The 22,381-nt window shown below is 70.0% G+C and carries 19 protein-coding genes; 9 read left to right on the forward strand and 10 right to left on the reverse strand.

Annotation, left to right across the window (positions count from 1 at the left end; genetic code table 11):
- The first annotated feature begins 93 nt into the window (after nucleotides 1-93).
- The 9 genes from PKE80_RS22470 to PKE80_RS22510 all read left to right on the forward strand — a co-directional run bounded on the left by PKE80_RS22470 (nucleotide 94) and on the right by PKE80_RS22510 (nucleotide 8,128).
- On the forward strand, nucleotides 94-1,011 hold the full coding sequence (locus PKE80_RS22470) for a LysR family transcriptional regulator (RefSeq protein ID WP_155986432.1): 918 nt from the start codon (nucleotides 94-96) through the stop codon (nucleotides 1,009-1,011).
- Between the two features lie 217 nt (nucleotides 1,012-1,228).
- Nucleotides 1,229-1,462, forward strand: a complete 234-nt coding sequence (locus PKE80_RS22475; protein WP_271184441.1) for a DUF3311 domain-containing protein — start codon at nucleotides 1,229-1,231, stop codon at nucleotides 1,460-1,462.
- Entirely contained in the window at nucleotides 1,459-2,913 is a 1,455-nt protein-coding gene (locus PKE80_RS22480; RefSeq protein ID WP_271184442.1) for a sodium:solute symporter family protein, read from the forward strand. Before PKE80_RS22475 ends, PKE80_RS22480 begins: the two co-directional genes overlap by 4 nt.
- Nucleotides 2,914-3,140: 227 nt before the next feature.
- The gene (locus PKE80_RS22485) at nucleotides 3,141-4,067 is read left to right on the forward strand and encodes a dihydrodipicolinate synthase family protein (RefSeq protein WP_271184443.1); all 927 of its coding nucleotides are present in this window, start codon (nucleotides 3,141-3,143) and stop codon (nucleotides 4,065-4,067) included.
- Between the two features lie 2 nt (nucleotides 4,068-4,069).
- Entirely contained in the window at nucleotides 4,070-5,284 is a 1,215-nt protein-coding gene (locus tag PKE80_RS22490) for an NAD(P)/FAD-dependent oxidoreductase (RefSeq protein ID WP_271184444.1), read from the forward strand.
- Nucleotides 5,285-5,295: 11 nt separating this feature from the next.
- Nucleotides 5,296-5,589: a (2Fe-2S)-binding protein gene (locus tag PKE80_RS22495; RefSeq protein ID WP_271184445.1), complete on the forward strand. Its 294-nt coding sequence runs from the start codon at nucleotides 5,296-5,298 to the stop codon at nucleotides 5,587-5,589.
- Nucleotides 5,586-6,986, forward strand: a complete 1,401-nt coding sequence (locus PKE80_RS22500) for an FAD/NAD(P)-dependent oxidoreductase (protein ID WP_271184446.1) — start codon at nucleotides 5,586-5,588, stop codon at nucleotides 6,984-6,986. Before PKE80_RS22495 ends, PKE80_RS22500 begins: the two co-directional genes overlap by 4 nt.
- Nucleotides 6,987-7,209: 223 nt before the next feature.
- Complete coding sequence (locus PKE80_RS22505) at nucleotides 7,210-7,701, forward strand: VOC family protein (RefSeq protein ID WP_271184447.1); 492 nt, start codon at nucleotides 7,210-7,212, stop codon at nucleotides 7,699-7,701.
- A 22-nt stretch (nucleotides 7,702-7,723) separates the two neighbouring features.
- On the forward strand, nucleotides 7,724-8,128 hold the full coding sequence (locus tag PKE80_RS22510; protein ID WP_008831705.1) for a RidA family protein: 405 nt from the start codon (nucleotides 7,724-7,726) through the stop codon (nucleotides 8,126-8,128).
- A 41-nt stretch (nucleotides 8,129-8,169) separates the two neighbouring features.
- On the opposite strand, the gene PKE80_RS22515 is transcribed toward PKE80_RS22510, so the two are convergent.
- The 10 genes from PKE80_RS22515 to PKE80_RS22560 are packed head-to-tail and all read right to left on the reverse strand — an operon-like array spanning nucleotide 8,170 to nucleotide 22,378.
- On the reverse strand, nucleotides 8,170-11,649 hold the full coding sequence (locus PKE80_RS22515) for a DUF6519 domain-containing protein (RefSeq protein WP_271184448.1): 3,480 nt from the start codon (nucleotides 11,647-11,649) through the stop codon (nucleotides 8,170-8,172).
- Between the two features lie 19 nt (nucleotides 11,650-11,668).
- Nucleotides 11,669-13,849: a hypothetical protein gene (locus PKE80_RS22520; RefSeq protein ID WP_271184449.1), complete on the reverse strand. Its 2,181-nt coding sequence runs from the start codon at nucleotides 13,847-13,849 to the stop codon at nucleotides 11,669-11,671.
- A gap of 5 nt (nucleotides 13,850-13,854) precedes the next feature.
- Nucleotides 13,855-16,530, reverse strand: coding sequence for a baseplate J/gp47 family protein (locus PKE80_RS22525; RefSeq protein ID WP_271184450.1), 2,676 nt, complete (start codon nucleotides 16,528-16,530; stop codon nucleotides 13,855-13,857).
- Entirely contained in the window at nucleotides 16,527-18,947 is a 2,421-nt protein-coding gene (locus tag PKE80_RS22530) for a baseplate J/gp47 family protein (protein WP_271184451.1), read from the reverse strand. The genes PKE80_RS22525 and PKE80_RS22530 overlap by 4 nt, the downstream gene beginning before the upstream one ends.
- Nucleotides 18,944-19,330 (reverse strand): GPW/gp25 family protein, encoded by a 387-nt coding sequence (locus PKE80_RS22535; RefSeq protein WP_271184452.1) that lies wholly within the window; start codon nucleotides 19,328-19,330, stop codon nucleotides 18,944-18,946. Before PKE80_RS22535 ends, PKE80_RS22530 begins: the two co-directional genes overlap by 4 nt.
- A complete protein-coding gene (locus tag PKE80_RS22540) occupies nucleotides 19,327-19,671 on the reverse strand; it encodes a PAAR domain-containing protein (protein ID WP_271184453.1) in 345 nt (114 codons plus the stop codon). Before PKE80_RS22540 ends, PKE80_RS22535 begins: the two co-directional genes overlap by 4 nt.
- Entirely contained in the window at nucleotides 19,671-20,186 is a 516-nt protein-coding gene (locus PKE80_RS22545; RefSeq protein ID WP_008831698.1) for a phage baseplate assembly protein V, read from the reverse strand. The genes PKE80_RS22540 and PKE80_RS22545 overlap by 1 nt, the downstream gene beginning before the upstream one ends.
- Nucleotides 20,183-21,364, reverse strand: coding sequence for a hypothetical protein (locus tag PKE80_RS22550; protein ID WP_271184454.1), 1,182 nt, complete (start codon nucleotides 21,362-21,364; stop codon nucleotides 20,183-20,185). Before PKE80_RS22550 ends, PKE80_RS22545 begins: the two co-directional genes overlap by 4 nt.
- A complete protein-coding gene (locus tag PKE80_RS22555) occupies nucleotides 21,357-21,725 on the reverse strand; it encodes a hypothetical protein (protein ID WP_271184455.1) in 369 nt (122 codons plus the stop codon). Before PKE80_RS22555 ends, PKE80_RS22550 begins: the two co-directional genes overlap by 8 nt.
- The gene (locus tag PKE80_RS22560) at nucleotides 21,722-22,378 is read right to left on the reverse strand and encodes a hypothetical protein (protein WP_008831695.1); all 657 of its coding nucleotides are present in this window, start codon (nucleotides 22,376-22,378) and stop codon (nucleotides 21,722-21,724) included. The genes PKE80_RS22555 and PKE80_RS22560 overlap by 4 nt, the downstream gene beginning before the upstream one ends.
- Nucleotides 22,379-22,381 lie beyond the last annotated feature (3 nt).

The following is a 22,381-nucleotide window of genomic DNA, read 5'->3' on the forward strand; positions in this document are numbered from 1 at the left end:
AGCAATCCATAGCGGTGTAGTGCTGCCCTGGATTGCCGCGCCCCTTCGGGGCTCGCAATGACGAGCGGTGTGCGAGTCCCAAAGGAGTTCGATTTGTCCGAAGCCGGAATGCGATACCTGCTGGAAGCGCTCAGCGCCGGATCGATGCGCGCGGCGGGGGATAGGCTCAACGTCGCGCCGTCCTCGATCAGCCGCCAGATCGCGCAGCTGGAGAGCCAGTACGGCCTCGCCCTGATAGAGAAGGGGCGGCGCGGCGTGCGACTGACCCATGCGGGCGAGATCGTGATCGCCCACTACCGCAACCAGTTGGCCGACCGCGAGGCGCTGCGTGCCAAGCTGGAGGAACTGCGCTCGGTCCGGACGGGCCAAGTGACTGCGGCGATCGGCGACGGCTTCGCGGGGCAGAGCTTTACCTCGATCGTCAGCCAGTTCTCGCAGGCGAACCCGCTGATCCGGCTGGAGATCCTCACCGGCTCCACAACCGAGATCCTGCGCATGATCGCGGATGACGAGGCGCATTTCGGCCTCGTCTTCTCGACCCCGAACGACATGAAGATCCACGTCCGCTCGGTGATTGCGCAGCCACTGATGGCGATCATGCTGCCGGACAACCCGCTGGCCGCACAGCCGAGCGTCACCATTGCCCAATTGGCGCAAGTGCCGCTGGTGCTGCCGCCCGCCCACTTCCGCATCCGCCAGATCCTGAGCGCGGCCGAGGCCAATTCGAAGACCTATTTCCAGCCCGCGATCACCTCCAACTCGATCCACGTCATGCAGGACATGGTGCGCGCCGGGATCGCCGTTGCCATCCTGCCGCAGATTTCCGTATGGTCCGAACTTACCGAGGGCGCGATGGTCAGCGTGCCGATTGCCGACGACAGCATCGAGGAAACCACCACCAGCCTCGTCCTGCGCTCCGGCCGCCAGCTGGAAGGCGCCCCGCTGCGTCTGCTCAAGCGTATCGAGGCGCAGCTGCGGCAGTGGAACCGGCCGGTGGGGCGGGAACGGTGATGTCAGGTTACCTTCGGATCGTCATCACGAGCGCAGCGAAGCAATCCAGGGCAGTAGATCGCCCTGGAGTGCTTCGCTACGCTCGCAATGACGAGATGGGTGGAAGGTAATCATACGGGTCGGCGTTTCGTTTTTCGCAACGTTTCGAGCATTGATTCGTCATTGAATGCAACGTTGACGGCGTCCACGCTGCTCATTGCAACATCCGAGAGCACTGATGACTGACCCGACCGACGACCCCGAAGACACCGGCCTGTCGCGCGCCGACCTGCTGCTGTTGCTGCCGTTCGTGTGGCAACTGGGCTTCGCGCCATGGGCCAACGGCGTCGAGTGGGCACCGCTGGGCCTGCCGTTCGGGATGGTCTGGCAGATGGCGGGCATCCTCTTCGCCACCGCCGTTCTGGGCCTGCGCTTCATGCTCGACACGCGCAACAGGAAGGGCGGGGCATGATCCTCTCGCTCATCCTGCTGATCGTGTGCGGCACCGTCGCCGGATCGATGCTCTATGGCCGCCGCAAGCAGAAGCGCGCGCAGACCATGGAGGAATGGGCGCTTGGTGGCCGCAAGCTGGGTACGCTGGTGTTCTGGTTCCTCAACGCCGGTGAGATCTACACGACCTTCGCCGTGCTCGGTATTTCGGGCTTTGCCTGGGCCTATGGCGCGCCTGCCTATCTGGCGTTCTGCTCGGTCTCGCTGTCGGCGGCGCTGGGCTATTGGCTGACGCCGATGATCCATGCCTATGGGCGGCGCCACGGCCTTGTCACGCAGGCGGACTTCTTCGCGCACCGCTATCAGGCGCGCTGGCTGGGCGTCTGCGTGGCGGCGGCGGGGCTGATCGCGCTGGTGGTCTACGTGCAGATCCAGGTCACCGCGCTGACTCTGGTGGTGCGCCTCGCCGCAGGGCCGTGGGTGAGCCAGGGCGCGGCGGCGGGCTTTTCGGTCGTGCTGATGCTGCTCTTCGTGTTCCTCGCGGGCCTGCGCTCCGCCGCCTTCGCCGCGGGCGTGAAGGACGTGCTGATGCTGATCGTGGTGATCGTGCTGGCCTGGACCGTCGCGAACGTGGTGGGCGAGGCTTCGGTGCTCGACGTCTTCCGCACCGTCGGCGAGCGTTTCCCGCAGGCCACCCGCTTCCCCGGTCTCAAGCCCGAACTCGGCCTCGACGTGACCTGGCTGGTGACCTCGGCGATCAACGTGGCGCTGGGGACGTACATCTTCCCGCACATGTTCCAGCTGTGCTACTCGGCCGACAGCGGCACGACGATCCGGCGCAACGCGGTGTTCCAGCCGATCTACTCGCTCTCGTATTTCTTCATCATCCTGCTCGGCTTCGCGGCGCTGCTGGCCGGGACCAAGGCCCCCGGCGGCGACCCCAATGCGCTGCTGCTGGCCTTCGTGGAGCAGCGCTATCCGGCGTGGATGCTCGGCGTGCTGGCGGGGACGGCCTCGCTGCTGGCGCTTGTGCCCGGCTCGGTGCTGCTGCTGACCTGCGGGTCGATCTTTGGCCGCAACATCGTGCGCCCGCTGGTGCCGACCATAGACGACCGCACCGAACTGCTGGTCTCGCGCCTCGCCATGGTCGTGTTCGCCGCGATCGCGCTTTACCTGACTTTGGGTGCGAGCGGCTCGCTGGTCGAGATCGGCCTGTCCGCCTATGCAGCGATCGGTATGCTGGCGCCGGGCGTCTACTGCGCCTTCCTGCTGCGCCGCACGAGCGCCGCCGCCGTCCTGTGCGGATTGCTGACGGGCTATGCGGTACTCTGGGTGCCCGCGCTGTCGAGCCTTGCCGCCGCATGGTTCCCGCACTGGGAGATCGGCCTCGTCGCGCTGGTCGCCAATGCCGCGGTCACCGTGGGCCTGTCTCTGGCAAGCCCGCGCAAGGTGCTCGTCGCTCAACCCGCCTGACGACAGGCGACTGAGGCGCAAGACAACGCCGCGTCCGGTTCCGACCGGGCGCGGCGTCTTCGTGTCCGGGCCATGTCCGACGTTGCAGCCAGCGCAACGTTTTCGCCCGATGCGCGCCATTGTTGGAAAACAACCCCGCTGGCATCGATCGTCTGAAGGCAGAGAGCGGGACAAAGATCGCGCCGCTGCAGCAGGAATTTCCGCAGGTCAGGAACAAGGACGAAGCAATGACGGTCAGCAAGCGGTCACGGGTGAACTGGCAGGGCTATATTCCCGCCATCACGACCCCCTTCATCGACGAGGACACGCTCGACGAAAAGGGCCTCGGCCTGCTGCTGGAGTGGCTCGTCGATCAGGGCATGCACGGCCTTGTGCTCGCCGGAACCACCGGCGAATGGACCAGCATGCGCCCCGACGAGCGCAAGCGCCTGTTCGCGCTGGCGGGTGCCCAGATGGCGAAGAAGGTGCCGCTCATCGCGGGCTGCTCCAGCTTCACCGCGCGCGAGACGATTGCTTATGCGCAGGCCGCCGCAGAGGCCGGTTTCGAGGGCGTGCTGATCACCCCGCCGCCTTACGTGCGTCCGCTACCGAACGAGATCGTGGCGTTCTACGAGGAAGTCGGCGCCGCCATCGACCTGCCGATCTGCGTCTACAACTGGCCTCCGGGCACCGGCATCGACATGCCGCTGGAGACGCTGCGCCGCCTTGCCGACATCGACGCGATCGTCGCCATCAAGCAGTCCACCCCGCGCTTCACGCACTTCATGGACACCGTCTTCGCGCTGGGCGAGCAGGTCCGCGTATTCGGCTACCCGATGGACGAACTGGGCCTGACGATGCTGCGCGTCCACGGCGGCGATGGCACGATGGGCGCGGGTGGCGTGCTCGGCCGCAACCAGACCGGCTTCTACGACAAGCTGTGGGCCGGCGACATCGAGGGTGCGCGTGAATGCGGGCGCAAGGACCGGGTGCTGATGGAGGAATGGTATACGCCGGACCTCGTCGGCCGCTTCGGTTCCGGCCCGGCGATCCTCAAGGCCGCGCTCGATACTATGGGCCTGCCCGGCGGTCCGGTGCGCAAGCCGCTGATCGGCGTCACCGGCAAGGACCGCGAAAGCATTGCCGAGACGCTGCGAAAGCTCGATATGCTCTGACCATGAGCATGCCGACGACGACCCACTGCGATATCCTGATCGTCGGCGGCGGACTCGTCGGCTGCGCTACGGCCTGGCACCTTTCCCGCTTGGGATTCAAGGCCTTGCTGGCTGAGCGGGGGCACCTCAATTCGGGTGCCTCCGGGCAGAACGCGGGCTCGCTGCACTTCCAGATCGAGCGGCGCTTCCTCGAACAGGGCGAGAAGGCCGCCGCCGACGGCGCGCGCATCGTCTCGCTCAACCGCCTCGCGATCGAGGAGTGGAAGGGCATCGAGAACATGCTCGGCCGCCCCCTCGACGTCGCCATGCACGGCGGGCTGATGGTGGCCGAGACCGAGGCGGAGATGGACCTCCTCGCCTTCAAGGTGGCCCGCGAGAACGAACTGGGGCTGCAAACACGGGTACTCAGCGGCACCCAACTGCACCATAAGGCCTCCGCACTGTCCCCCAACCTTGCCGGAGCCGCCTGGCTGGAGGACGAAGGCCATGCCAACCCGCGCACCCTCGTCGATGCCTTCGCCGATGGCGCGCGGGGGCAGGGGGCGGTGGTGCAGACGGGCACCGCGCTTGCCGGACTCTCGATGCAGCGCGACCGGACCTACCGTGCCACGCTGCACGGACCCGACGGCGAGATCACGGTGAACACGCCGCGCGTGCTGCTGGCGGCGGGGCATTGGGTGCCGCGCCTTGCCGGGCTGCTGGGCCTCAACGTGCCGCTCTATCCTGCGCCGCTGATGATGAGCGTGACCGACCGCACCGAGCCGGTGCTGCCCTTCCTCATCCAGCACGTCGGGCGGCGGCTGTCGATGAAGCAGACCGAGGACGGCAACTTGCTGATCGGCGGCGGCTGGCCCTCACGCCTTGCGAAGCGCGCCGACGGCACCCCTGATCTCGACCGCCCCGCGATCGTCGAGCCTGCCAACTTGCGCGCCAACCTGGACGTCGGCGCGCGGGTCATGCCGGGGCTGGCCGAGCGCTCCTTGCTGCGGACATGGACCGGCACCACCTGCATTTCCGCCGACCAGCTTCCGATCGTCGGTGAGGTTGCCGCCGCGCCGGGGCTGTTCGTCGCGGCGGGCGGATCGCTGTTCACGCTTGGCCCGGTGCTGGCGCGGCTGCTCGCGCGCACGATCGCGGAAGGCGCCGCGCCGGAGGAACTGACGATGTTCACGCCGCGCCGCTTCGCACACCTCGATGCCTTCGCGGTGCTTCCATGAAAGAGGCTGGCGTGAAGCGCGTCGAACAGGGCGTCACCCGGCCCGCGCCGGTCGCGGTGGAACTCGACGGCGCGCCGGTCATGGCACATCCCGGCGAGACGGTGGCCGTCGCCGTGCTCTCGACCGCGCCGCGCTTTCGTGACGACCGTTCGGGACAGGCGCGGGGGATGTTCTGCAACATGGGCACCTGTAGTGAATGCACCGTCTGGGTCGCGCGCGGGGATGCGCCATGGCGGCGCCTGCGCGGCTGCCTCGTGCCCGTAGAGCCGGGCCTGCGCATCCGCACCGAAAGGCCGGAAGCATGAGCACTTACGACATCGCCATCGTCGGCGGTGGCCCGGCGGGCCTGGCTGCTGCGGAGCGCACGCTGGCGGCGGGCCTCTCGATATGCGTGATCGACGAGCAGCAGCGGCCCGGCGGCCAGATCCTGCGCCAGCCTCCCGCGACGTTCTCCGTCCCCGGATGGCTCGGCGGCGCGCCTTATCGCAAGGGCCGCGCACTGCTCGACCGGGTGAGCGGCGACGCGCGGCTGCAGTGGCTGGGCGGTCGCTCGGTGCTGGGCGTCATGCCTGATGGCGAGGGTTTCGCGCTGACCCTCTCGGGCACGGCGGGCGGTATCGAACAGGTGCGGGCGCGGCGGGTGCTGGTGGCTGGGGGCTGCTACGACATGCCGGTGGCGCTGCCGGGCTGGACGCTGCCCGGCGTCATGAGCGCGGGCGCGGTGCAGACGCTCATCAAAGCGCAACAAGTGCTGCCCGGCCAACGGATCGTCCTGTTCGGCACCCATCCGCTGATGATCGTCCTCGCGCAGCAGATCGTCGAGGCAGGCGGTGAAGTCGCCGCCGTCTGCTTCGCGCAGCCCTTTGCCGCCATGGCGCGCACGGCGCTGGCGCATCTGCCGCGCGCGCTGCGGACGCCCGGCCCGTTGCTAGCCGCTGCCGCCGGGATCATGGCGCTGCGCCGGGCCGGAGTGCCGGTCCGCTACGGCGCGCAGGCCTTGCGCTGCGAAGGCACCGACGCGGTGGAGCGCATCGTCTTCAGCAACGGCGAAAGCATCGCCTGCGACGTCGCCGCGATGTGCTACGGCTTCCTGCCGCAAGCCGACCTGATCCGCCAGATCGGCGCCGAGGTACGCTGGTCCGACCCCGCCGGAGGCTGGGAAGCCATCCATGACGAAGCCATGCGTTCGACCGTGCCGGGCCTCTACGTCGCGGGCGAGACTACCGGTGTCGCGGGCAGCGATGCGGCGATGGCCGAGGGCGCGTTGGCGGGGGTGGCCATCGCGCAGGACGCGGGCGCTCTGTCGGCCGAGGAAGCGGCTGCGGCTATACGCAAGCCTCAGGCCGAGCGACAGGCGATGCAGGGCTTCATCGATCTTCTGCGCGGGGTCGCCGATCCCCGCCCATGGCTGCCGGAGCCGGAACCGGAAACCCTGCTCTGCCGGTGCGAGGACATTTCCGCCGGGACTGTCGATCGCGCGATTGCCGATGCCTTGGAAGTCGGTCCCTCGTTCGGGGCAAGCGCGATCAAGCTGCGCTGCCGGGCGGGCATGGGGCTGTGCCAGGGGCGGACCTGCGAACATGCGCTGGTGCGCCGCATCGCCTCGGCGCGGGGCTGCCGAGAAGCCGAGGTGACCGGCTTCCGCCCGCGTTTCCCGGCACGCGCGGTGTCGGTGGCGGACTTGCTGGAAGGCGCGGCATAGAGCACCTCGCGGCCCACACGCCGTCATTGCGAGCGCAGCGAAGCAATCCAGGGCAGTATGAGGCCGCCCTGGATTGCTTCGCTGCGCTCGCAATGACGACGTTTGGGGATGCGTAGGATCTGATTCGCTTACGTTGCGTCCATCGCAACATCTTCGCTCAGTCCACGCCATTGCCGGAACACTCGTGCGGCGTAGGCTGGCCGCTTCCCAGCCGGAGATTCCCATGACCGACGCCGCGTCCGACCGCCCCATCTTCATCGAGGCCGATCACGTATCCTGGACCGTGGCCGATGCCGACATCGTCGCGCAGTGGTACAAGGACGTCTTCGGCGCCACCGAACTGTTCCGCATGGGCCCGCTCGACGCCGCGCAGATCCCGGTGGGCGAGGACGGCCGCGACTGGATGGAAAGCCACGTCAACGTGCCCGGCGCCTGCCTGACGCTCATCATGCTCAAGCTGACGGCGAACCTCAACTTCCAGCTCGTCCAGTACGACAAGCCCGCCGATCGCTCCGCGACCCTGCCGCGCAACTGCGACGCGGGCGGGCATCACCTCGGCATCAAGGTGGACGATGTGGAGAAGGCCAAGGCCTATCTCGCCGCTCATGGCTGCACGCCGATGGAGACCATCGACATCACCGAGGGTCCGCTGGCGGGCAAGAAGAACCTCTATATTCTCGACCCCTGGGGCCACCAGCTCGAGATCGTCGACTGACCTTTTCTGACAGGAGCCTGCCATGACCAGCACCCGCATCAATCCCGAGACGCTCTATCCCAGCGTCCAGTACGGTTTCTCGCACGCCACGCTCGACGAGGCGACCGGCACCCTGCACCTCTCGGGCCAGGTGGCCTGGGACAAGGACTACAACGTGGTCGGCGGATCGGACGTGGGCCTTCAGGCGCGTCAGGCGCTGGCGAACATCAAGGACGTGCTGGCTTCGCAGGGCGTCGGCCCTGAAGCGGTGCTGCGCCTGCGTACCTTCATCGTGAACTACGACGTCTCGATGCTGGCCGCGATCGGGCCGGAACTGGGCGCGTTCTACGGTGATGTGGTGCCCGCCTCGAACACCGTGGTCGGTGTCTCGGCGCTGGCGATGCCCGAGTTCCTGATCGAGATAGAGGCCATCGCTACGGTGAAGTAAGGTGCACTCGTCGTCCCGGAGCAAGTCCGGGACGACGATCATCACGGCACGTTGTCCCGCAGCCGCATCCAGCCCGGCGCCTCGACACAGACCCCCGCCCCCACGGCGAGGTTGTCCGCCGCGAGCCACTGCACCGTCTCGTCCTGCGGCTTGCCTTCGGAGACCACGCGGATGCCGATGCGGGCCAGCGTGATGGCGTTGGCATTGGCGTGCAGGAACCGCCCGAGCCAGCCCCAGATACGGATGCCCTCGTGGAAGCGGCGGTCGTTGCCGGGGGCGAAGTCCAGTTCGTTCTCGTTCACCCGCACCTGCGCGGCATTGCCCACGTAGATGCCGTGACCGCCCCACAAGTACTCGACCGGCAGGCGCAGCGCCATGCGGTTGGCGATGACGGCGACGCTGGCGAAGTCCCGGTGGTCCCCGGGGCCGTCGCCCTCGCGGGCCAGCGCGACGTGGGCGCCTTCGAGGAAGGCGGCGATGTCGTTGCGGGCGATGCGGGTTGTACGCCCCTGGCCACCGGCGACGACGATCGCCTGTCCGCCGACCACGCCGAGACCTTTGCGCAGTCGCTCGAACCACGCCGCGACGGCGGGGAACTTGGCGCGCAGGTCGGGATCGGTGACGAAGCGGCGGGTCAGGTCAGCGATAGCGTCCCAGGTGCGCTCCTCGGTTTCCGCGGTGATCTCCTGCGCGAATTCGCGGGCGATGCGGATCCAGGTTTCCTGATCGATCTCGGATTCGAAGGCGACGCGCCATTGCCCGGCGGGAATGGTGATCAGGCCCTTGCTGTCCGTGGCAGCGGGTTTCGGTGCCTCGGCCACCGTCATCTCGCCGCCGCGGATGAGGTCGCCGAGCAGTTCGGGCGATAGCTGGATGCCGGTCTGTCGCCCCATGACCTTGCGCACGCGGTCGGCGGGCGCGCGGAAGGCGGACGTGGCGGAAGTGTCCGCCAGCGCCTTGTCGGTCAGGCGGCGCATGTAGGCTTGCACCGCGTCGGCGCTGGCCGTGTCGGCGGCGGCGGGCGGTTCGGCGGCGACCAGCTTGCGCCATTCGGGGGCCTCGACCATCGAGGCCATGCTCACCGCGTATGGTCCGACGAGGACTGCATTGCCCGGCACCGGCGTGCGCGTCTCGGCCGGGGTGAAGTCGCGGGCAAGGTGCCTTGCCAGCATCCCGTGGCGACGCGGATCGGCGGCGAGTTCCTCCAGCGTGAACGGCTCCGGCAGGGGCGAGACGCGCAGGCGGTTGCCCTCGATAACGGAGTCGATGGCGTCGGTGACCAGCACGCCGTCCTGCCCGAAGCCGCAAGTGAAGGCGCAATCGACGATCCGCACGAAGCTGACCGGAACGGGCTTGCCGTCGCGCTGCGTGCCGGACACGGTCACGCAGGTCCGCTCGTTTCCGCGCGCGGTGCCGCACGTGACGGTCAGGTCCTCGAGCGTCACGGTATCGACCCCGATGGCGGTGATCGCGCCCCGGCGGCGGGGCTTGTGGTCGAGGAGATCGGCGGTCGCGGCGACGGTCAGCTCGCGCATCGAGAGGCTGGCGCAGTCGATGAACTCCAGCACGCTCTCCCCCTCGCTGCACAGCACCTGGCTGGCCGCTCCGCCGCCGTGGATGACGACGTGGCCGAGGCCGGTCAGGATCACCGGCTCCCCGGTCTCGAACCGGCCCTGCCGGAAGCAGATGGTGACGTCCTCGCCTTTGGGCAGTTCGCTGAGGGTCTTCACCCAGTCGGTGCCGGGCGAGAGCGTGACTTCCACGCAGCCGCCGCCGACCCGATTGGCCAGTTCCTCGATCGCGCGCTGGACGGTGACGATCCCGGCGAGGCTGGGCGTGGCCGCCGGGTCGTAGGACACGCGCGCGGCGGTGGAGAGGCTGGCCCCGAAGGTGACGGCAAGGCCCACCCGCGCATCGGTGGAATCGATGAGTTCGGCGCGGACCTGCTGGGTCGCGGTAGCGGCGTCGAGTGCCCAGGCGACGGTCGCCTCACCTTTGTCGTCGGTGAGGGCGATGACGCTGGAGAAGCCGCTCGCGGGCGGAATGACGTTGAGCCCCCCGCTGCCCGTCAGCACCTTGAAGCGTACGCGGGCATTCTGGACCGGCGTGGTCCCGCGAAACACGCCGACGCGCAGCAGGTCGGCGAGGGGACACAGGCGCGTCGGCTGGGTCGGATCGGGCATTGCCTCCTGCCCGTCGCCGCCGAGTAGCGCCAACTGGCGCATCCGGGTAAGCGGCGGGAACAGAGGGCGGCAGTCGCCCACGAAAGTCCACGCGCCGCCGGTGCAGTCGAGCACGGCGAGGCGGGCATAGGCATGTTCGATGCCCTGCGGTGACTGCTGTGCGGGGACACCGCTGCTCTCGGGCCAGTCGATCCCGCTGCCGCTGCGGGCAGGGATCACCCACCAGTCGCCCGAGCGATAGGCGCCCCCGGCGAGGAAGGCGACCTCCAGCCCGCTTTCCAGCGGCAGGAAACCGTCGTTGGTGCCGGGCACGGTGATGGCAACGGCACCGGGCGAATCCCACGCGCGGACCTTGGGATTGCGACCGAAGGAGTTGATCGCGATCGGCCCGTCGGCAGTCGGCGCGTCGAGCCGGACGCGGTTGCCGGTCAGGCTGACGATGCGCACCAGCGTTCCGGGGCGGCCGGCAAGTTCGGCGTCGTCGTCGATCAGTTCGATCCACTGGCCGGGGCTCAGGCCGCTTACCGCGTCGCGGCCGGTCTCGGCGAGGGTCAGGGTATCGCCATTGCTTTCCAGCCAGCGCGTGGCGAAGGCAGCATTGTCGCGCGACCACTTGAAGGTCGCCCCTCCGCCTGCCGTGCCGGGCTTGTGGATCTCGACGCGGTAGAGGTGGTTTTCGAGCCGCTGATAGCCTGCGGTCTCGGGAAAGGCGCAAGGGTTGGCCTCGGTGTCGGCGGGCTTGCCGCGCGCGGCGATCGTGCCGTTCGGGCGCTGGATGAAGGAGGTCCACCCCGGCACCGCCGCGTCGCAGGTCACCGCGCCGTCGCCCGCATCGCCTGCCCGAAGGAAACCGACCTGCTCGACCACCTGCAGCCGCGTCGTGGTATCCACGCCCAGCGCTTCCTCGACGAGTTCATCGTCCTCGATCGCGGTGACGTGGCGGTGCCAGACGTCGACGAAGGCGATGTAGCGCCCGTCCGCCGGGCTGGCCGAGCGGCTGCCGTCCGCCGTGACGAAGACCGGCGCTCCGGCAGGCAGGAAGGGCTGCGCGTCGTGAAGGAACTTGCCGGGGTTCATGCAGCGCACGCCGTCGACGTAGAGCGTGCCCGCGCCGACCCCCAGCTTGCCTGCCGCCTCGACGGTGATCGCGAACCCGGCATCGCCCTGCGGCGCGCCGGATGGGCCGATCAGGTCTGCGGCGGTGCGCCTGTCGCGGTGGAGCTGGATCGCGCTGGCCTCGTTACTGTCGGCGTCGAGCGCGACGCGGCCCTGTTGCAGCAGGACGGCCTCGTACTGGCGGGCGGGATCGAACCGCAGCCGGGAAAAATCGCCTTTCATTCGTCCTTCTCCTGCATGATCAGCTGGCCGGCAGCAGTCCGGCTTCGAGGCCGAGGCCCAGGTATTCGTCGAGCGCGATGGCAAGGTTGGCGCGGCGCTGCGGCTCCTCGAGGAAGCGCCAGACGCCCATCGGACCGCCGTTCGCCGCGCCTTGCGTCAGCGCGGGATCGCTGCCCCACGAGAGGCGCGCGAAACCTGCAGCGCCCGGCTCCAGCGTCTCGAAGGCGAGGCCCAGACGCGCGGCGATGGCGGCCTGATCTGCGGCCGCGCCGGCTTCGCGAATGGCGAGGTCGGGCTGGCAGCGGAACTGGCGCGGGCCGGTGGATCCGGGTGGAACCAGCGAGTAGCGCAGGCATCCCACCTGCCGCCGCGTCGCCGCGAGCGTGCGGGCGAAGATGCAGTCGCTGGCGGTGATCGAACGCACCTGTGTCTGGCCGAGAACGGTCGCTCCTGCGAGTGCCGTGCGCGCTCCGGGCATCGTTAGAGCGCCGAGCACCACGCTTTCCGTCACGTCCAGCCCCGGCACCGTCGCGGGCGCGGAAAGAGCGGGCAGGACGCTGCGGCGCAGGGTCACGTTCAGCCGGTCGTGGTCCCCGGCGATGGTGAGGCCGTCCGCGCCGAGCACGGTGCTGTTGGACACGACCAGTTCGCCGAGGTTCGCGGACCCGTCTGCCGCCACCCTGAGCGCGCCGCCGACCAGCAGGCCGTCGATCACCAGCGCGCCGGGATCGAGCGCATCGGCCGGAGCGGTCCCGGCGACGGTGATGTCGCCGGTCACGCAGGCGCGCCGGTCGCGGGCGGTGAGGGAGCCGGGGCGAAGGTCGCTGCCGCCGCCCTCGCGCGGGGTTTCCGGCCAGTCGGCGCTGGCGAGGAGCAGCAGGCTGCCGCGCGGCAGGGCGATCGTGCGCGGGCCGGTCAGGTCCTCGTCGAAGCGGTCGTTGTCGAGCAGGACGATGGCGCCCACGGTCCCGGCAGGCTGCGCGTTCCACAAGGCAACGGCCTCGGCCAAGCTGGCGAGCATGATTCCCGGAAGCGGAGCGCGGCGACGGCTGACGCCGACCTGCCAGGTGATCTCGCGCCCGCCGAGCAGCGTGGCGATTGCGGTGCTGCGATCGTAGGGGCCGCCGCCGAGGTCGCCCGGCGCCGCGAGGGCGTGGCTGACGTGGACGCCCGCAGGCTCTACGCCTTCGGGAAAGGCGACGCGGCCGCGCATCGGATCGAAGGCGGCGGTGATCGGCCGGGTCACGGTGCTTCCCGTGGCATCGAGGTAGTCGAGCGTCGCAGGAGGCCGTCGCCATCCGCGCGCGTCGGCCACGTCATGCAGGTCCGCGCTGGCCAGTTCGGCGGAGGGCACCGCGACGAAGGCATCGCCCGTGCTGGCTTGCACCCAGAGTTGGACCGGCGGGCGATCGTCGAACCACAGCGGCGTGGGCGTGCGTCCCGCCGCCATGTCGGCGCGCATGGCTTCCAGTTCGAGATACAGCCTGCGCCGGTCGAGTAGAGTGGGCAGGTCGGCCTCGCCCGCCGGAACGTCGGCAGCAAGCGGGCTTGGCGGGTTCCACAAGGGCAGTTCCCGCCCCGCAGGATCGCAAAGGAAGCGCCCCGGTCCGGCAGGCGCGGCTTCCACGGCGGCAAGCGGGTAGACCTGCTGGCGCCACGCGAAGATGCCGATGTTTGGCACGTTGTAGCGGCCCCGCCCGCGCGCGATGGGGCGGATGTCGAGCGTGTGCGGCAGCGCGTCGAAGGCGGTGTCGTGGCGCCGCATCCGCTCCGGTTCGCGCACCGTGGCGGTAGCGGGCGCGTCGAGGCGCAAGTGGCGCAGCGCCTGCGTGGTGGCGAGGCGGCGGAACATCTCGGCCGGCACGGCGGGCCAGCCCGTCGTCGCGCGGGTCAGGGTGCCAATGATGCCCAGCGTGCCCTTGCGCCGCCGCAGGCCGACGGTCTGCGCCACCCATGCACGCTCGGAGAAGTTCTCGGTCGGGGTCAGCGCCCGCACGGCGAGGAGGTCGGCGATGTAGGGTACGGCCCATTCCGGGCAGGTCTCGATGAACCAGCTCTCGCTCAGTTCCTCGATGGCGCGGGCGACGCGGTCGGCCTCCCCGCCCATGATGTCGAACAGCGCGGCGACAACTCCCCCGGCATCGAGGTCGGCCTCGCGCAGATAGGCGGGCAAGGCGGTGTATAGGCGATCTGCATCCATGCGCATCATTGCACCTGCGTCAGCTGGAGGGCGGCGGGATCGATCGTCAGCAGTTCCGCGCCCTGCCACCCGTTGCCGAGGCGCGCGGCGGTGGCCGCGGGAAGGACGGGGGCAACCGAGGCGGACTGGTCCTGCCGGTGGAAGCGGGTGAACCGCGCGGCGGTCACGCCGTCGACCGCGTGCAGCACGGCGGAGACTTCGGCGAGGCTGGCGGGATGGGCGAAGGCGCGCGCCGCGAACCCGAAGGCGGCCAGCAGCGCCTCGCGCGCGGCGGCCATGACCGTGGCGGCGACCGCATCGGCGGCAAGTACCAGCCCGGCGTGCAGGACAAATCGGCGTGATCGGTAGGGGGCGAGCGCGATCGGCAGGCCGTGGCGTTGCCCGGCATAGTCCCCGCCGCTGCGCACGGACGCGATCGACTGCTCCAGATTGTCGAACAGCGCGTCGCCGGGCAGGGGGGCGCCGCCGCGCGTGTCGGCGATTGTCAGGACGACGGCGCGCAGCGTTCGGTCGCGTACAAGGGTGGCGTCGGCCTTGCCGATCCCGGCGAACGTGCGCGCATAGTCCGCCGCGTCGGCGAGGCTGACTATGCGGGCCATCGTGCGCACGGTGCTCGGCGCATTGGCGCGTGCGGTGGCGAGGGTCTCGGGGTCTTCGGCGCCCGATGCAGGGAGCGGGTTGATCACGCCCGAGAGTCCGGCGGGCCGCTGCAGCGGCTGGCTCAGCTGCCCGGCCCTGAGCATCCCGACAAGGCCGGTGCCGATGCGGTAGCGGGCGATCAGGTTGCCCTTGCCGCTCGGCGGGCGCGCGCCGGTCACGCCGTCGCCGAACTGGATGGTGACGGTGCCGTCGTCGGCGGTGCGGGTGGTGAACACCCGGTCGCGCGGGCCTGCACCGACGAAATCCGCGACTTCGCGCCAGCGGGCGGGTCCGATGCGCAGTTCCAGCGTGCTCGCGCGGCCGAGCGGCGTGGGGGCCGATACCCAGGTCAGCGGCTTGCCGGGAAGCGCGACGGCCTGGAAAGCGAGCGTCGCATCGCCGTTGCCGATGGCGTCCTCGCGCGTTTCGCCGTGGCTGGCGGCGACGACGTTGGCGTTGATCCGCAGGCTGCGCGGGGTGAGCGGCGGGTCGATCTCGGCGGTGAAGGTCAGGCGGGTGGCGTCCCGCGCCGGGGGAGCGAGTTGCGGCGCGTCGCCGCCCGCCGCGACCGTGCCGATCTGGGCGATGGTGAGGATGCGCGCGGCCGCCGCGCCGCTTGCGGCCTCGGAACCGGTCAGGGCGACGCGCTGGCCGACCGAAAGCCCGGCAACGTGGCGGCTCAGCGTCACGCTCTTGCCGCTGACGGTTTCGGTCACCGGCGTCATCGCCCAGCCGAGCAATTCGCTGACGCCGTGCACGGTGGTCGAGCGCGGCGAGAAGGCCGTCATCGCAGGGCCGCTCAGCTTCAGGCGGGTGACCTTGCCGGACATGCCGAAATCGCTGACGCTGATCTCGCTGGCTTCGGTGACCTTGTAGGTCTCCATAGTCGTCCCGGCGCGCAGCACGACCCAGCTTCCCGCCACGAAGCGTTCGTAGACCTGGTCGAGATCGACATAGTCGCGGGTGGCGGGGAACGGCGCATCGGCCCAGCTGGAACGCCTGCGCGCATAAAGGCCGGGCGCGAGCTTGCGGGTGGTGTCGAACTCGATGATCTCGCTGATGTCGTCCAGGATGCCGCCGTAGCCGATCGCGCTTACGGCGGTGTCGCCGATGCCGCCCACGATGGCCCGCTTGATCGCCTTAGCCTCCAGCGCGGCTGCGGCGATCGGCAGGAATTCGCCGACGCGCAGGGCGAGGGGCAACGACTCCCACGCGGGCGCATTGTGCCCGAACAGGCTGGCGCGCTGGCGCAGAGCGAAGACGCGGGGCGCCAGCTGCGGGATGGCAGCGGCGGTGCCGAGCGGTGCTTCGAGGACGACTTCGCTGCGTGCCGGGATCTGGTCGGCGGTGTCGGGAGGCACATCGGTCACGCCTGCGACGCGGCGGGCCTGCCAGCGGGGGCTGGTGGTCGCGGTGTCCCGCTCGGAGCCGACGATCAGCACCATGTCGCCGGTGCGCAGCTGCGTGGGCGGCTGCAGCATGAGCCTGTCGTCCCCCGCCTTCGGGGCGACGTAGCGGACGCTTTCGGCGCGCAGGTCCTGCCAGTCCGGGCGAGCGTCAATGGCGGCGTCGGTTTCGAAGATCTGGGGCTTCTCGTCGGGGCCAGGGATGCTCATGATCCCGGACCCGACGGGGAGCGAGACGACCTCCGGCGAACCGGGAATGGTGTCGCAGGTCACCGCCAGCCAAGCCGAGGCGGAGACGCCGGGTGCGGGCGCATAGCCGATCAGCCGCGCCAGTTCGAGCACCGAACGCCGCTCGGTGGCGGGGCGCAGGAAACCTTCGTTGCCGATGCGCTCGTTGTAGAAGGCGAGGATGTCGAGCGCAGTGGCCCAGCCGTCGAGCAGGGCGATGGCCGGGTCGGCGGGGTCGCGCGTGGTCAGCCGGGCGAGCGCCGGGGCCTTGTGCAGCCGGTCCAGCATCGCGCCGTTGAAGCCTGCGTGAGTGGCCAGTCGCCACGGGATCATGGCGAGGTTCGCAGCGGGCGTGTCCGGCTGCGTGTCTGCGCCACCGAAGCAGGCGCATTCGGGGTCAGTGGTCATCGTCCGCCCTCCATGTCGAAGCGGATGCGGCCCCGGTCGGGATGGTCGGGGTCGTTGTCGAGCCGCAGCAGTTCCGGGCCGGTCGGTGCGATCACGCCGTCGGCGACCGGGTCTATCGGCGGCGCCCCGGCACGGCCGAAGCGCGTCAGCATCGCCGATCGCACGCCTTCCACCCCCACGGCAGCGGCGAGGATCGCGCTGGCGTGCACCGGGTCGCCGAAGCTGCGGCGGTCGGGATGGAAGAACCCCGGCGTCCCGTCCGGCGCGGTGGCCGCGCTGAAAGTGCGCTCCAGCCGCTGCCGCACATCGGCGAGGATCGCGTCGGGATCGACGCAGACGTGCATCACGATGTCGAGCGGCACGTGGACCGGGTCGGCGACTTCGAGGTCGAAACCGGCCATGCGCTTCGCTTCCAGATGGGCGAAGAGGTCCGCAGCGAAGTCCGGGTCGTCCGTCGCGGACAAGCCGCCGATGCGGTCGACGATGAGGAACACGGTGTACCAGCTTCCCGTCCAGCGAATGCGCGCCTGTGCGCGCTGGACGCCGGGCAGTTCCTCCAGTGCGGCTGCATAGTCGGCCTCGGTCACCGCGCGGTCCTGCCGGGCGACGCGGGCGGGGGCGAAGCGGCGGATGTGCGCGGCATCCTCCCGGTCGCGGCCGCCCTGCGCCGGGAGCGGGTTGGTGACGGCGACGATACCTTCGTGCGGGGGCAGGGCGACGTGGCGCAGCACGTCGCGCCCGACGTTTCCGGCCGCGCCGCCGCCCAGACGGTAGGCGACGGAGAAGCGTGTGCCCAAGGCAGGCCGCACGGCCAGCCGGTCGTCGCCGAAGCGCAAGCTCACGGTGCCGCCGTGCTCGACTTCGGCGACGGCGGCGCGGGCGAAGCGGTCGGCGCCGAGCAGGTCGGGCAGGATGTCCCATGCCTGCGCTCCGTCGTTCAGCTGGATCGCGGCATGGGTGGGCGCTTGGGCGGGCGGGGCAAGAAAGCCGGAGACCGGCCCCGATGCGGCGAAGTCCGGTGCGAAGACGACGCCGGCATGCGCCAGTTGCGGACGATAGGGTCGGTCCGTGTCCCGGGCGGTGTCGGGCAGGAGCGTGGCCTGCGGCTCCCAATGCCCCGCATCGGCAGGGGCGAGGTTCGCCATGGCGAGGGCGCAGGGACGCACTTCACCGGCAAGGCTCAGGCTGTCGAGAGGCAGCGCGAAGGGCAGGGCGTCCTCCTCGTCCCACGCGACGTCGCAGACCGGGGTGCCGTCCACCGGATCGACGGCGTGGCGCACGGCGGTCAGCCGCACCGCATGGCGCAGGCGCGGGTCGGCGTCAGTGGCCGCGCCGGTATCGGGATCGGCGCTCTGGAGCAGCATCAGCAGGTCGCCGGGGGCAAGGTTCAGCCGGGGCTCGTCCACCAGAGTGACGCCGAGCGCGCCGGGCGGCAGGCAGCAGGCCGCATCGGACCAGGTGTGGATGGGGATCGCGTCGTGGGCGGACCACAAGGTCACGTCGGCCATCGTCTCGAAGATCGCCGCGCCCGAGCGTAGCGCCGCGTCGCGCTGCGCGGCGGTCTTCAGCACCGCCTCGCGCCCGGGCTGCATCCCGGCGACGAGCTGACCGGCGGGCAGCACCCGGCCGTCCATCGCCGATCCCGCCGCGACGCCGAAGTGGACGATCGTGCGGGCATTGGCGCCTTCGTCCACGCGGTAGTCGACCAGCCGGGCGTGGCGGCGCAGGGATATGCGGCTGCGCGCGGTGCCGAGGTAGGCTTCGGTGCCCGCCGCGTCCTGCGCGTAGCTGAGCCGGTCTGCGTGGTAAGCCAGCGTCTCCACCAGCGCGAGGTAGGGATCGGCCGCGCCCCGGTCGCGCCAGCCGGGCATCAGCACCGCCAGCCTGTCGAGCATGACGCGGCGGAAGCTGGCGTAGTCCTTCGCGAGATAGTCGATGCGCGGTTCCTCGGCCACGAGCGGGGGGCAGCGGTGCACGGGGGCGCAGTCGAATTCGCTGGGGCAACCGGCCTTGAACAGGAAGTCGATGGCGGCAAGGCGCGGGTCGAAGCGCTGCGGTGGTTCCTCCTCCCCGCTCGCGCTGACGAGGTGCAGGACGTAAGTGGAGAAGTCCCCGGCGGCATTGACGCGCAGGCGTATCCGGTTGCCGTCGGTTTCGATCAGTTCCTCCACGCCGATCCCGGTCACGCGGTCGCCGCCGGTCACGCTGAAGTTGGCGGCGACCAGCGGTGGCGAAGCGGGAACGCCATCGGTCTCGCCGGGCAGCGGATGGACGAAGAACACGTCGATCAGGGTCTGATCCGGGGAGGCGATCTCCAGATAGTCGAAGCCGTTGATGGCGTCGGGCTGCGGGTCGCCCAGGGTATCGCGCACTGCCGCGACGCGGCGCGCCTCGCGGCAGAGGTAGCGGGCGGTCATGGCAGCGGCCTTTCGATCGTCGCCAGCTTCGGTTCTCCGCTGGCGCGCAGGACGTAGGCGACGCGGATGCGCAAGGTGGCCTCCTCGATGGTCACTTCCACCTGCCCGACCTCGATCAGATCGCCGAGCCACTGGCCGAGCGCGCCCTGCAGGCCGAGTTCGACGGCCACGGCGATCGAGGGATCGTTGCCGCCGAACAGGATCTGCCGCAGGCCGCTGCCGAAGTCGGGCCGCATCACCCGCTCTCCGGGAGAGGTCAGCAGGAGCTGGCCGATCAGCATCCGCACATAGCCCTCGGCGTTCATGGCGGCGGTGCGACCACCGGAATCGAAGGCGAGGGGGAAGGCGATGTGCGGCGCCTGCGAGGTGGCTGGCTGGGTCATTGCGCGATCACTCTCGTCTGCACGGTGGTGACAGTGGGCGGGCCTTGCGGGATCTGCTCGGCGCTCTTGCACAGGCCCGGCGAGGTGGAGAGGATCAGTGGCTGCCCTCCGGCGGTGACGCGGGTGGCGGGCACCAGCCACTGCACGGTGATGCAGGGCTGGGGCTTGGTGCCCGCGCCTACCGGCACCTGGAACGGGCAGGCGGCGATCGTCGCCATGTCGGCCATGGTCGCGGCGGGCATCCCGCCCAGCATGACGCGCGGCGATCCGGGGGCGATGCTCATCTGCCCGGAGTGGGGGCACATGCCGAGCGCGCCGACGTGGAGGACCGGGCCGGGCATCAGGTCACCACCAGCGCGCCCTGGTTCACGGTCACGGTCGGCCCCGTGAGCATGATCGTCGCGCCCTTGCCGTTGGTGATGGTGATGCCGACGTCGTTGATCGCGATCATCGCGCCGGTCATGGTCTTGAGCAGGAAGCCCCCGGTCGGCCCGGGGGTGTCGCTGATCATCAGCGTGTTCTGCCCGGCGGTCTGGATCACGAAGTTCGACAGGCCGGGCGTGCCCGCCATCGCCAGCGGCGGGACTTCGCTGGTGCTGTGGTAGTAGCACCCGGTCCAGATCGGGTAATTCAGGTTGCCCTGTTCGAACTCCACCCACACGCCCGCGCCGATCTGCGGCAACCAGTGCATGCCCATCTGCTTGCCGGTGGCGGGAAAGCACGGCTCTGCCCATGTCGAGGGGGCGAGGCCGGGACCGTCGGGGACCTGCACCATCAGGCGGCCGGTCTGCATCGGGTCGATGTTGTTGATCACCGTGCCCCGATACTTTCCGTAATAGCGGCGGGTCTCGGTCATGCGGCCACCTCCTGTGTCCATGAGCCGTGCGCATTGCGCGCCAGCTGGAAGTTCTGGCGGAGTTCCCCGCGCTTGATCGAGGTCGTCACCGACTTGACGAGGTAGACGCCGTCGTGATGCGGCCCGGCCCCGCGCACCGGCACCAGCCGCCCGGGCACCAGCACCCGGCCGTAGCGCGCGACGTCGAGCGTGCCCGAGGCACCGACCACGCGGCTGGCCTGCGCGGCTTCTCCCAGCCCGCGCATGACCAGTTCGGGGACGTCGAGCCGTGCCTGCGTCTCCCGGTCCGAATTGCGGCCGAGGTCGGCGAGCTTGGAGAAACGGGCATAAGGTATCCAGCCCGGCCCCATCGGCGGGCTCAGGACCTCTCCGGGAATGGGGATCGGGATGGTGAGGCCGGTGCCGCGCACTTCCTGGCTGAGCAGGTAGGGCAGCAACTTCTGAGTGCCGTCGAAGGTGAAGTTCAGCGACTGCACGTTGGATGCCTGATCCATGTTCACCGTCAGCGCGGGCTGCATCGAGAAGCCCTGGCTGTTGAAGTTGCCGCCCGGCGTCAGGCCGCCGAGGTCCGGGCCCCAGTAGGCGGTCGTCACGCCTTCCTCCTCGGTCGGCTCGACCATGAAGACGTAGCCGCAATCGCGGGCGAGACGGTTGACGTGGCCGTAGTCGGTGCCTTGCTGGACGTGCCAGCCGTTCACCGGATTGGGGATCGTCCAGCTCGGCGGGGGAAGGATCGCGGCGATCACACCCAGCGGCGTCCACCGGGCGAGGATGAAGGCGACCTGCCCCATCGGCGGCATCCCCGGCATCGGCAGGCCGGTGACGTCGTACTGGTCCATCAGTTGCGTCACGTCGCCGCCGGTGACGCTGAGGGTGGCCTTGCCGCTCTCGTTCGACTGCGCGACGTCGTAGCGGGCCACGAAACCGTCGAGCAGCACCGTGCGCAGGCCGTCGATGGTGAGCGAGAAGATGAACCGCTTGCCCGGCGTGAACATGCCACCGGGGAGCATCTCGGTCTCCACCGCGCCGCCTTTGGCGAGGTTCAGCTTCATCTGGAAACCGCCGCGCGGGGACTGGCGGGTCACCTGCAGTTCGGTGATCGCGTCGATCAGCGCGGGCGGCACCGGGTCATGGGTGATGAACCCGGTCCGGATCGAGAGCTGCGCGCCCCTAAGCATCGCCCTGCGCCTGATGCGTGGGGCCGGGCAAGGGCACCATGACCCGCGAGCCGGGCGTCGCGGCGAGCGCGTCGATGTCGGACAGCCCGGCCGCGTCGGCGAGGCGCCAGTCCAGTTCCGCCCGGCCGTAGGCCCGCGCCGCGACGAGGTCGGCGCGGTCGCTCACTCCGATTTCGGCGACCCCGGCGGGGGAGAACGCTGCGGGCGGCGGGATCAGCCGCCGGGTGACGTAGGCCGCGTCACTGCCGTCTGGCAGCGTGACGGTGGCGAGCGGCAGGCCCTGATAGCGGCTGGTCGCGCCGAATGCGGGCTCGGCGCCGGGGGTAAGGCCGGGCAGGACGGGAAGCTGCGACGTGCTCATTGCAGCGCCTCCAGCCCCAGATCGGACAAGGCCCGTCCGCCGAAGCGCCCGGCGAGGCTCTCCTTGCGCCCCTGATAAGCAAGGTAGAGCGAGGCAGGCCAGCTGGTGAAGCCGAGGTCGTTGGCATTGAGCACCCGCAGCGACAGCTTCACTTTCGCGCGGATCGGATTGAGCGCGGTGTCGAAGGCGTCCTCGGTCACGCTCATGTCGGTCAGGCGCACCGGCATCACCCGCGAACGGCCCCAGACGAAGACGGTCAGCGGTTCCGGCGCGGGCAGCACCTCGATCGCACCGCGCGCCGCCTGTGCGTGGGCCGCGCGCATCGCCGCGAGGCCGGGGTAGAGCATCCGTTCGAGGATCGCGAGCTGCGGCCAGAGGCCGAGCGTGGCGGCATCGTCGGTCGGCTCGGCATTTTCCAGCGCATCGGTGGCGTCGAGTTCGGCTTCCAGCGAGATCGTCTCGGTCGGCGGGCCGGTGAGGCGGGTCGCCTCCTCCGCCGGGGCGCCATCGGTCGCGCCGCGCGGCTGCAGGGTGCGGGAGAGGGTGTCGGGGTTGTACTGCAGCGGCACGACCTCGATCAGCACGCCGGTCTGCGCCTCGACGCGCACGAGACCGGCCTTGAGCAGACGGGGGGTGAGGGGGGAACTGGCCATCGT

The organism is Novosphingobium resinovorum (assembly GCF_027922145.1).
Lineage (GTDB): Bacteria > Pseudomonadota > Alphaproteobacteria > Sphingomonadales > Sphingomonadaceae > Novosphingobium > Novosphingobium resinovorum.

Excerpts from the sequence above, each read along its gene's own strand:
- PKE80_RS22475 (WP_271184441.1), top strand. The coding sequence starts at position 1,229 with ATGACTGACCCGACCGACGACCCCGAAGACACCGGCCTGTCGCGCGCC.
- PKE80_RS22480 (WP_271184442.1), top strand. The coding sequence starts at position 1,459 with ATGATCCTCTCGCTCATCCTGCTGATCGTGTGCGGCACCGTCGCCGGA.
- PKE80_RS22485 (WP_271184443.1), top strand. The coding sequence starts at position 3,141 with ATGACGGTCAGCAAGCGGTCACGGGTGAACTGGCAGGGCTATATTCCC.
- PKE80_RS22490 (WP_271184444.1), top strand. The coding sequence starts at position 4,070 with ATGAGCATGCCGACGACGACCCACTGCGATATCCTGATCGTCGGCGGC.
- PKE80_RS22500 (WP_271184446.1), top strand. The coding sequence starts at position 5,586 with ATGAGCACTTACGACATCGCCATCGTCGGCGGTGGCCCGGCGGGCCTG.
- PKE80_RS22505 (WP_271184447.1), top strand. The coding sequence starts at position 7,210 with ATGACCGACGCCGCGTCCGACCGCCCCATCTTCATCGAGGCCGATCAC.
- PKE80_RS22510 (WP_008831705.1), top strand. The coding sequence starts at position 7,724 with ATGACCAGCACCCGCATCAATCCCGAGACGCTCTATCCCAGCGTCCAG.
- PKE80_RS22515 (WP_271184448.1), bottom strand. The coding sequence starts at position 11,649 with ATGAAAGGCGATTTTTCCCGGCTGCGGTTCGATCCCGCCCGCCAGTAC.
- PKE80_RS22520 (WP_271184449.1), bottom strand. The coding sequence starts at position 13,849 with ATGGATGCAGATCGCCTATACACCGCCTTGCCCGCCTATCTGCGCGAG.
- PKE80_RS22525 (WP_271184450.1), bottom strand. The coding sequence starts at position 16,530 with ATGACCACTGACCCCGAATGCGCCTGCTTCGGTGGCGCAGACACGCAG.
- PKE80_RS22530 (WP_271184451.1), bottom strand. The coding sequence starts at position 18,947 with ATGACCGCCCGCTACCTCTGCCGCGAGGCGCGCCGCGTCGCGGCAGTG.
- PKE80_RS22535 (WP_271184452.1), bottom strand. The coding sequence starts at position 19,330 with ATGACCCAGCCAGCCACCTCGCAGGCGCCGCACATCGCCTTCCCCCTC.
- PKE80_RS22540 (WP_271184453.1), bottom strand. The coding sequence starts at position 19,671 with ATGCCCGGCCCGGTCCTCCACGTCGGCGCGCTCGGCATGTGCCCCCAC.
- PKE80_RS22545 (WP_008831698.1), bottom strand. The coding sequence starts at position 20,186 with ATGACCGAGACCCGCCGCTATTACGGAAAGTATCGGGGCACGGTGATC.
- PKE80_RS22550 (WP_271184454.1), bottom strand. The coding sequence starts at position 21,364 with ATGCTTAGGGGCGCGCAGCTCTCGATCCGGACCGGGTTCATCACCCAT.
- PKE80_RS22555 (WP_271184455.1), bottom strand. The coding sequence starts at position 21,725 with ATGAGCACGTCGCAGCTTCCCGTCCTGCCCGGCCTTACCCCCGGCGCC.
- PKE80_RS22560 (WP_008831695.1), bottom strand. The coding sequence starts at position 22,378 with ATGGCCAGTTCCCCCCTCACCCCCCGTCTGCTCAAGGCCGGTCTCGTG.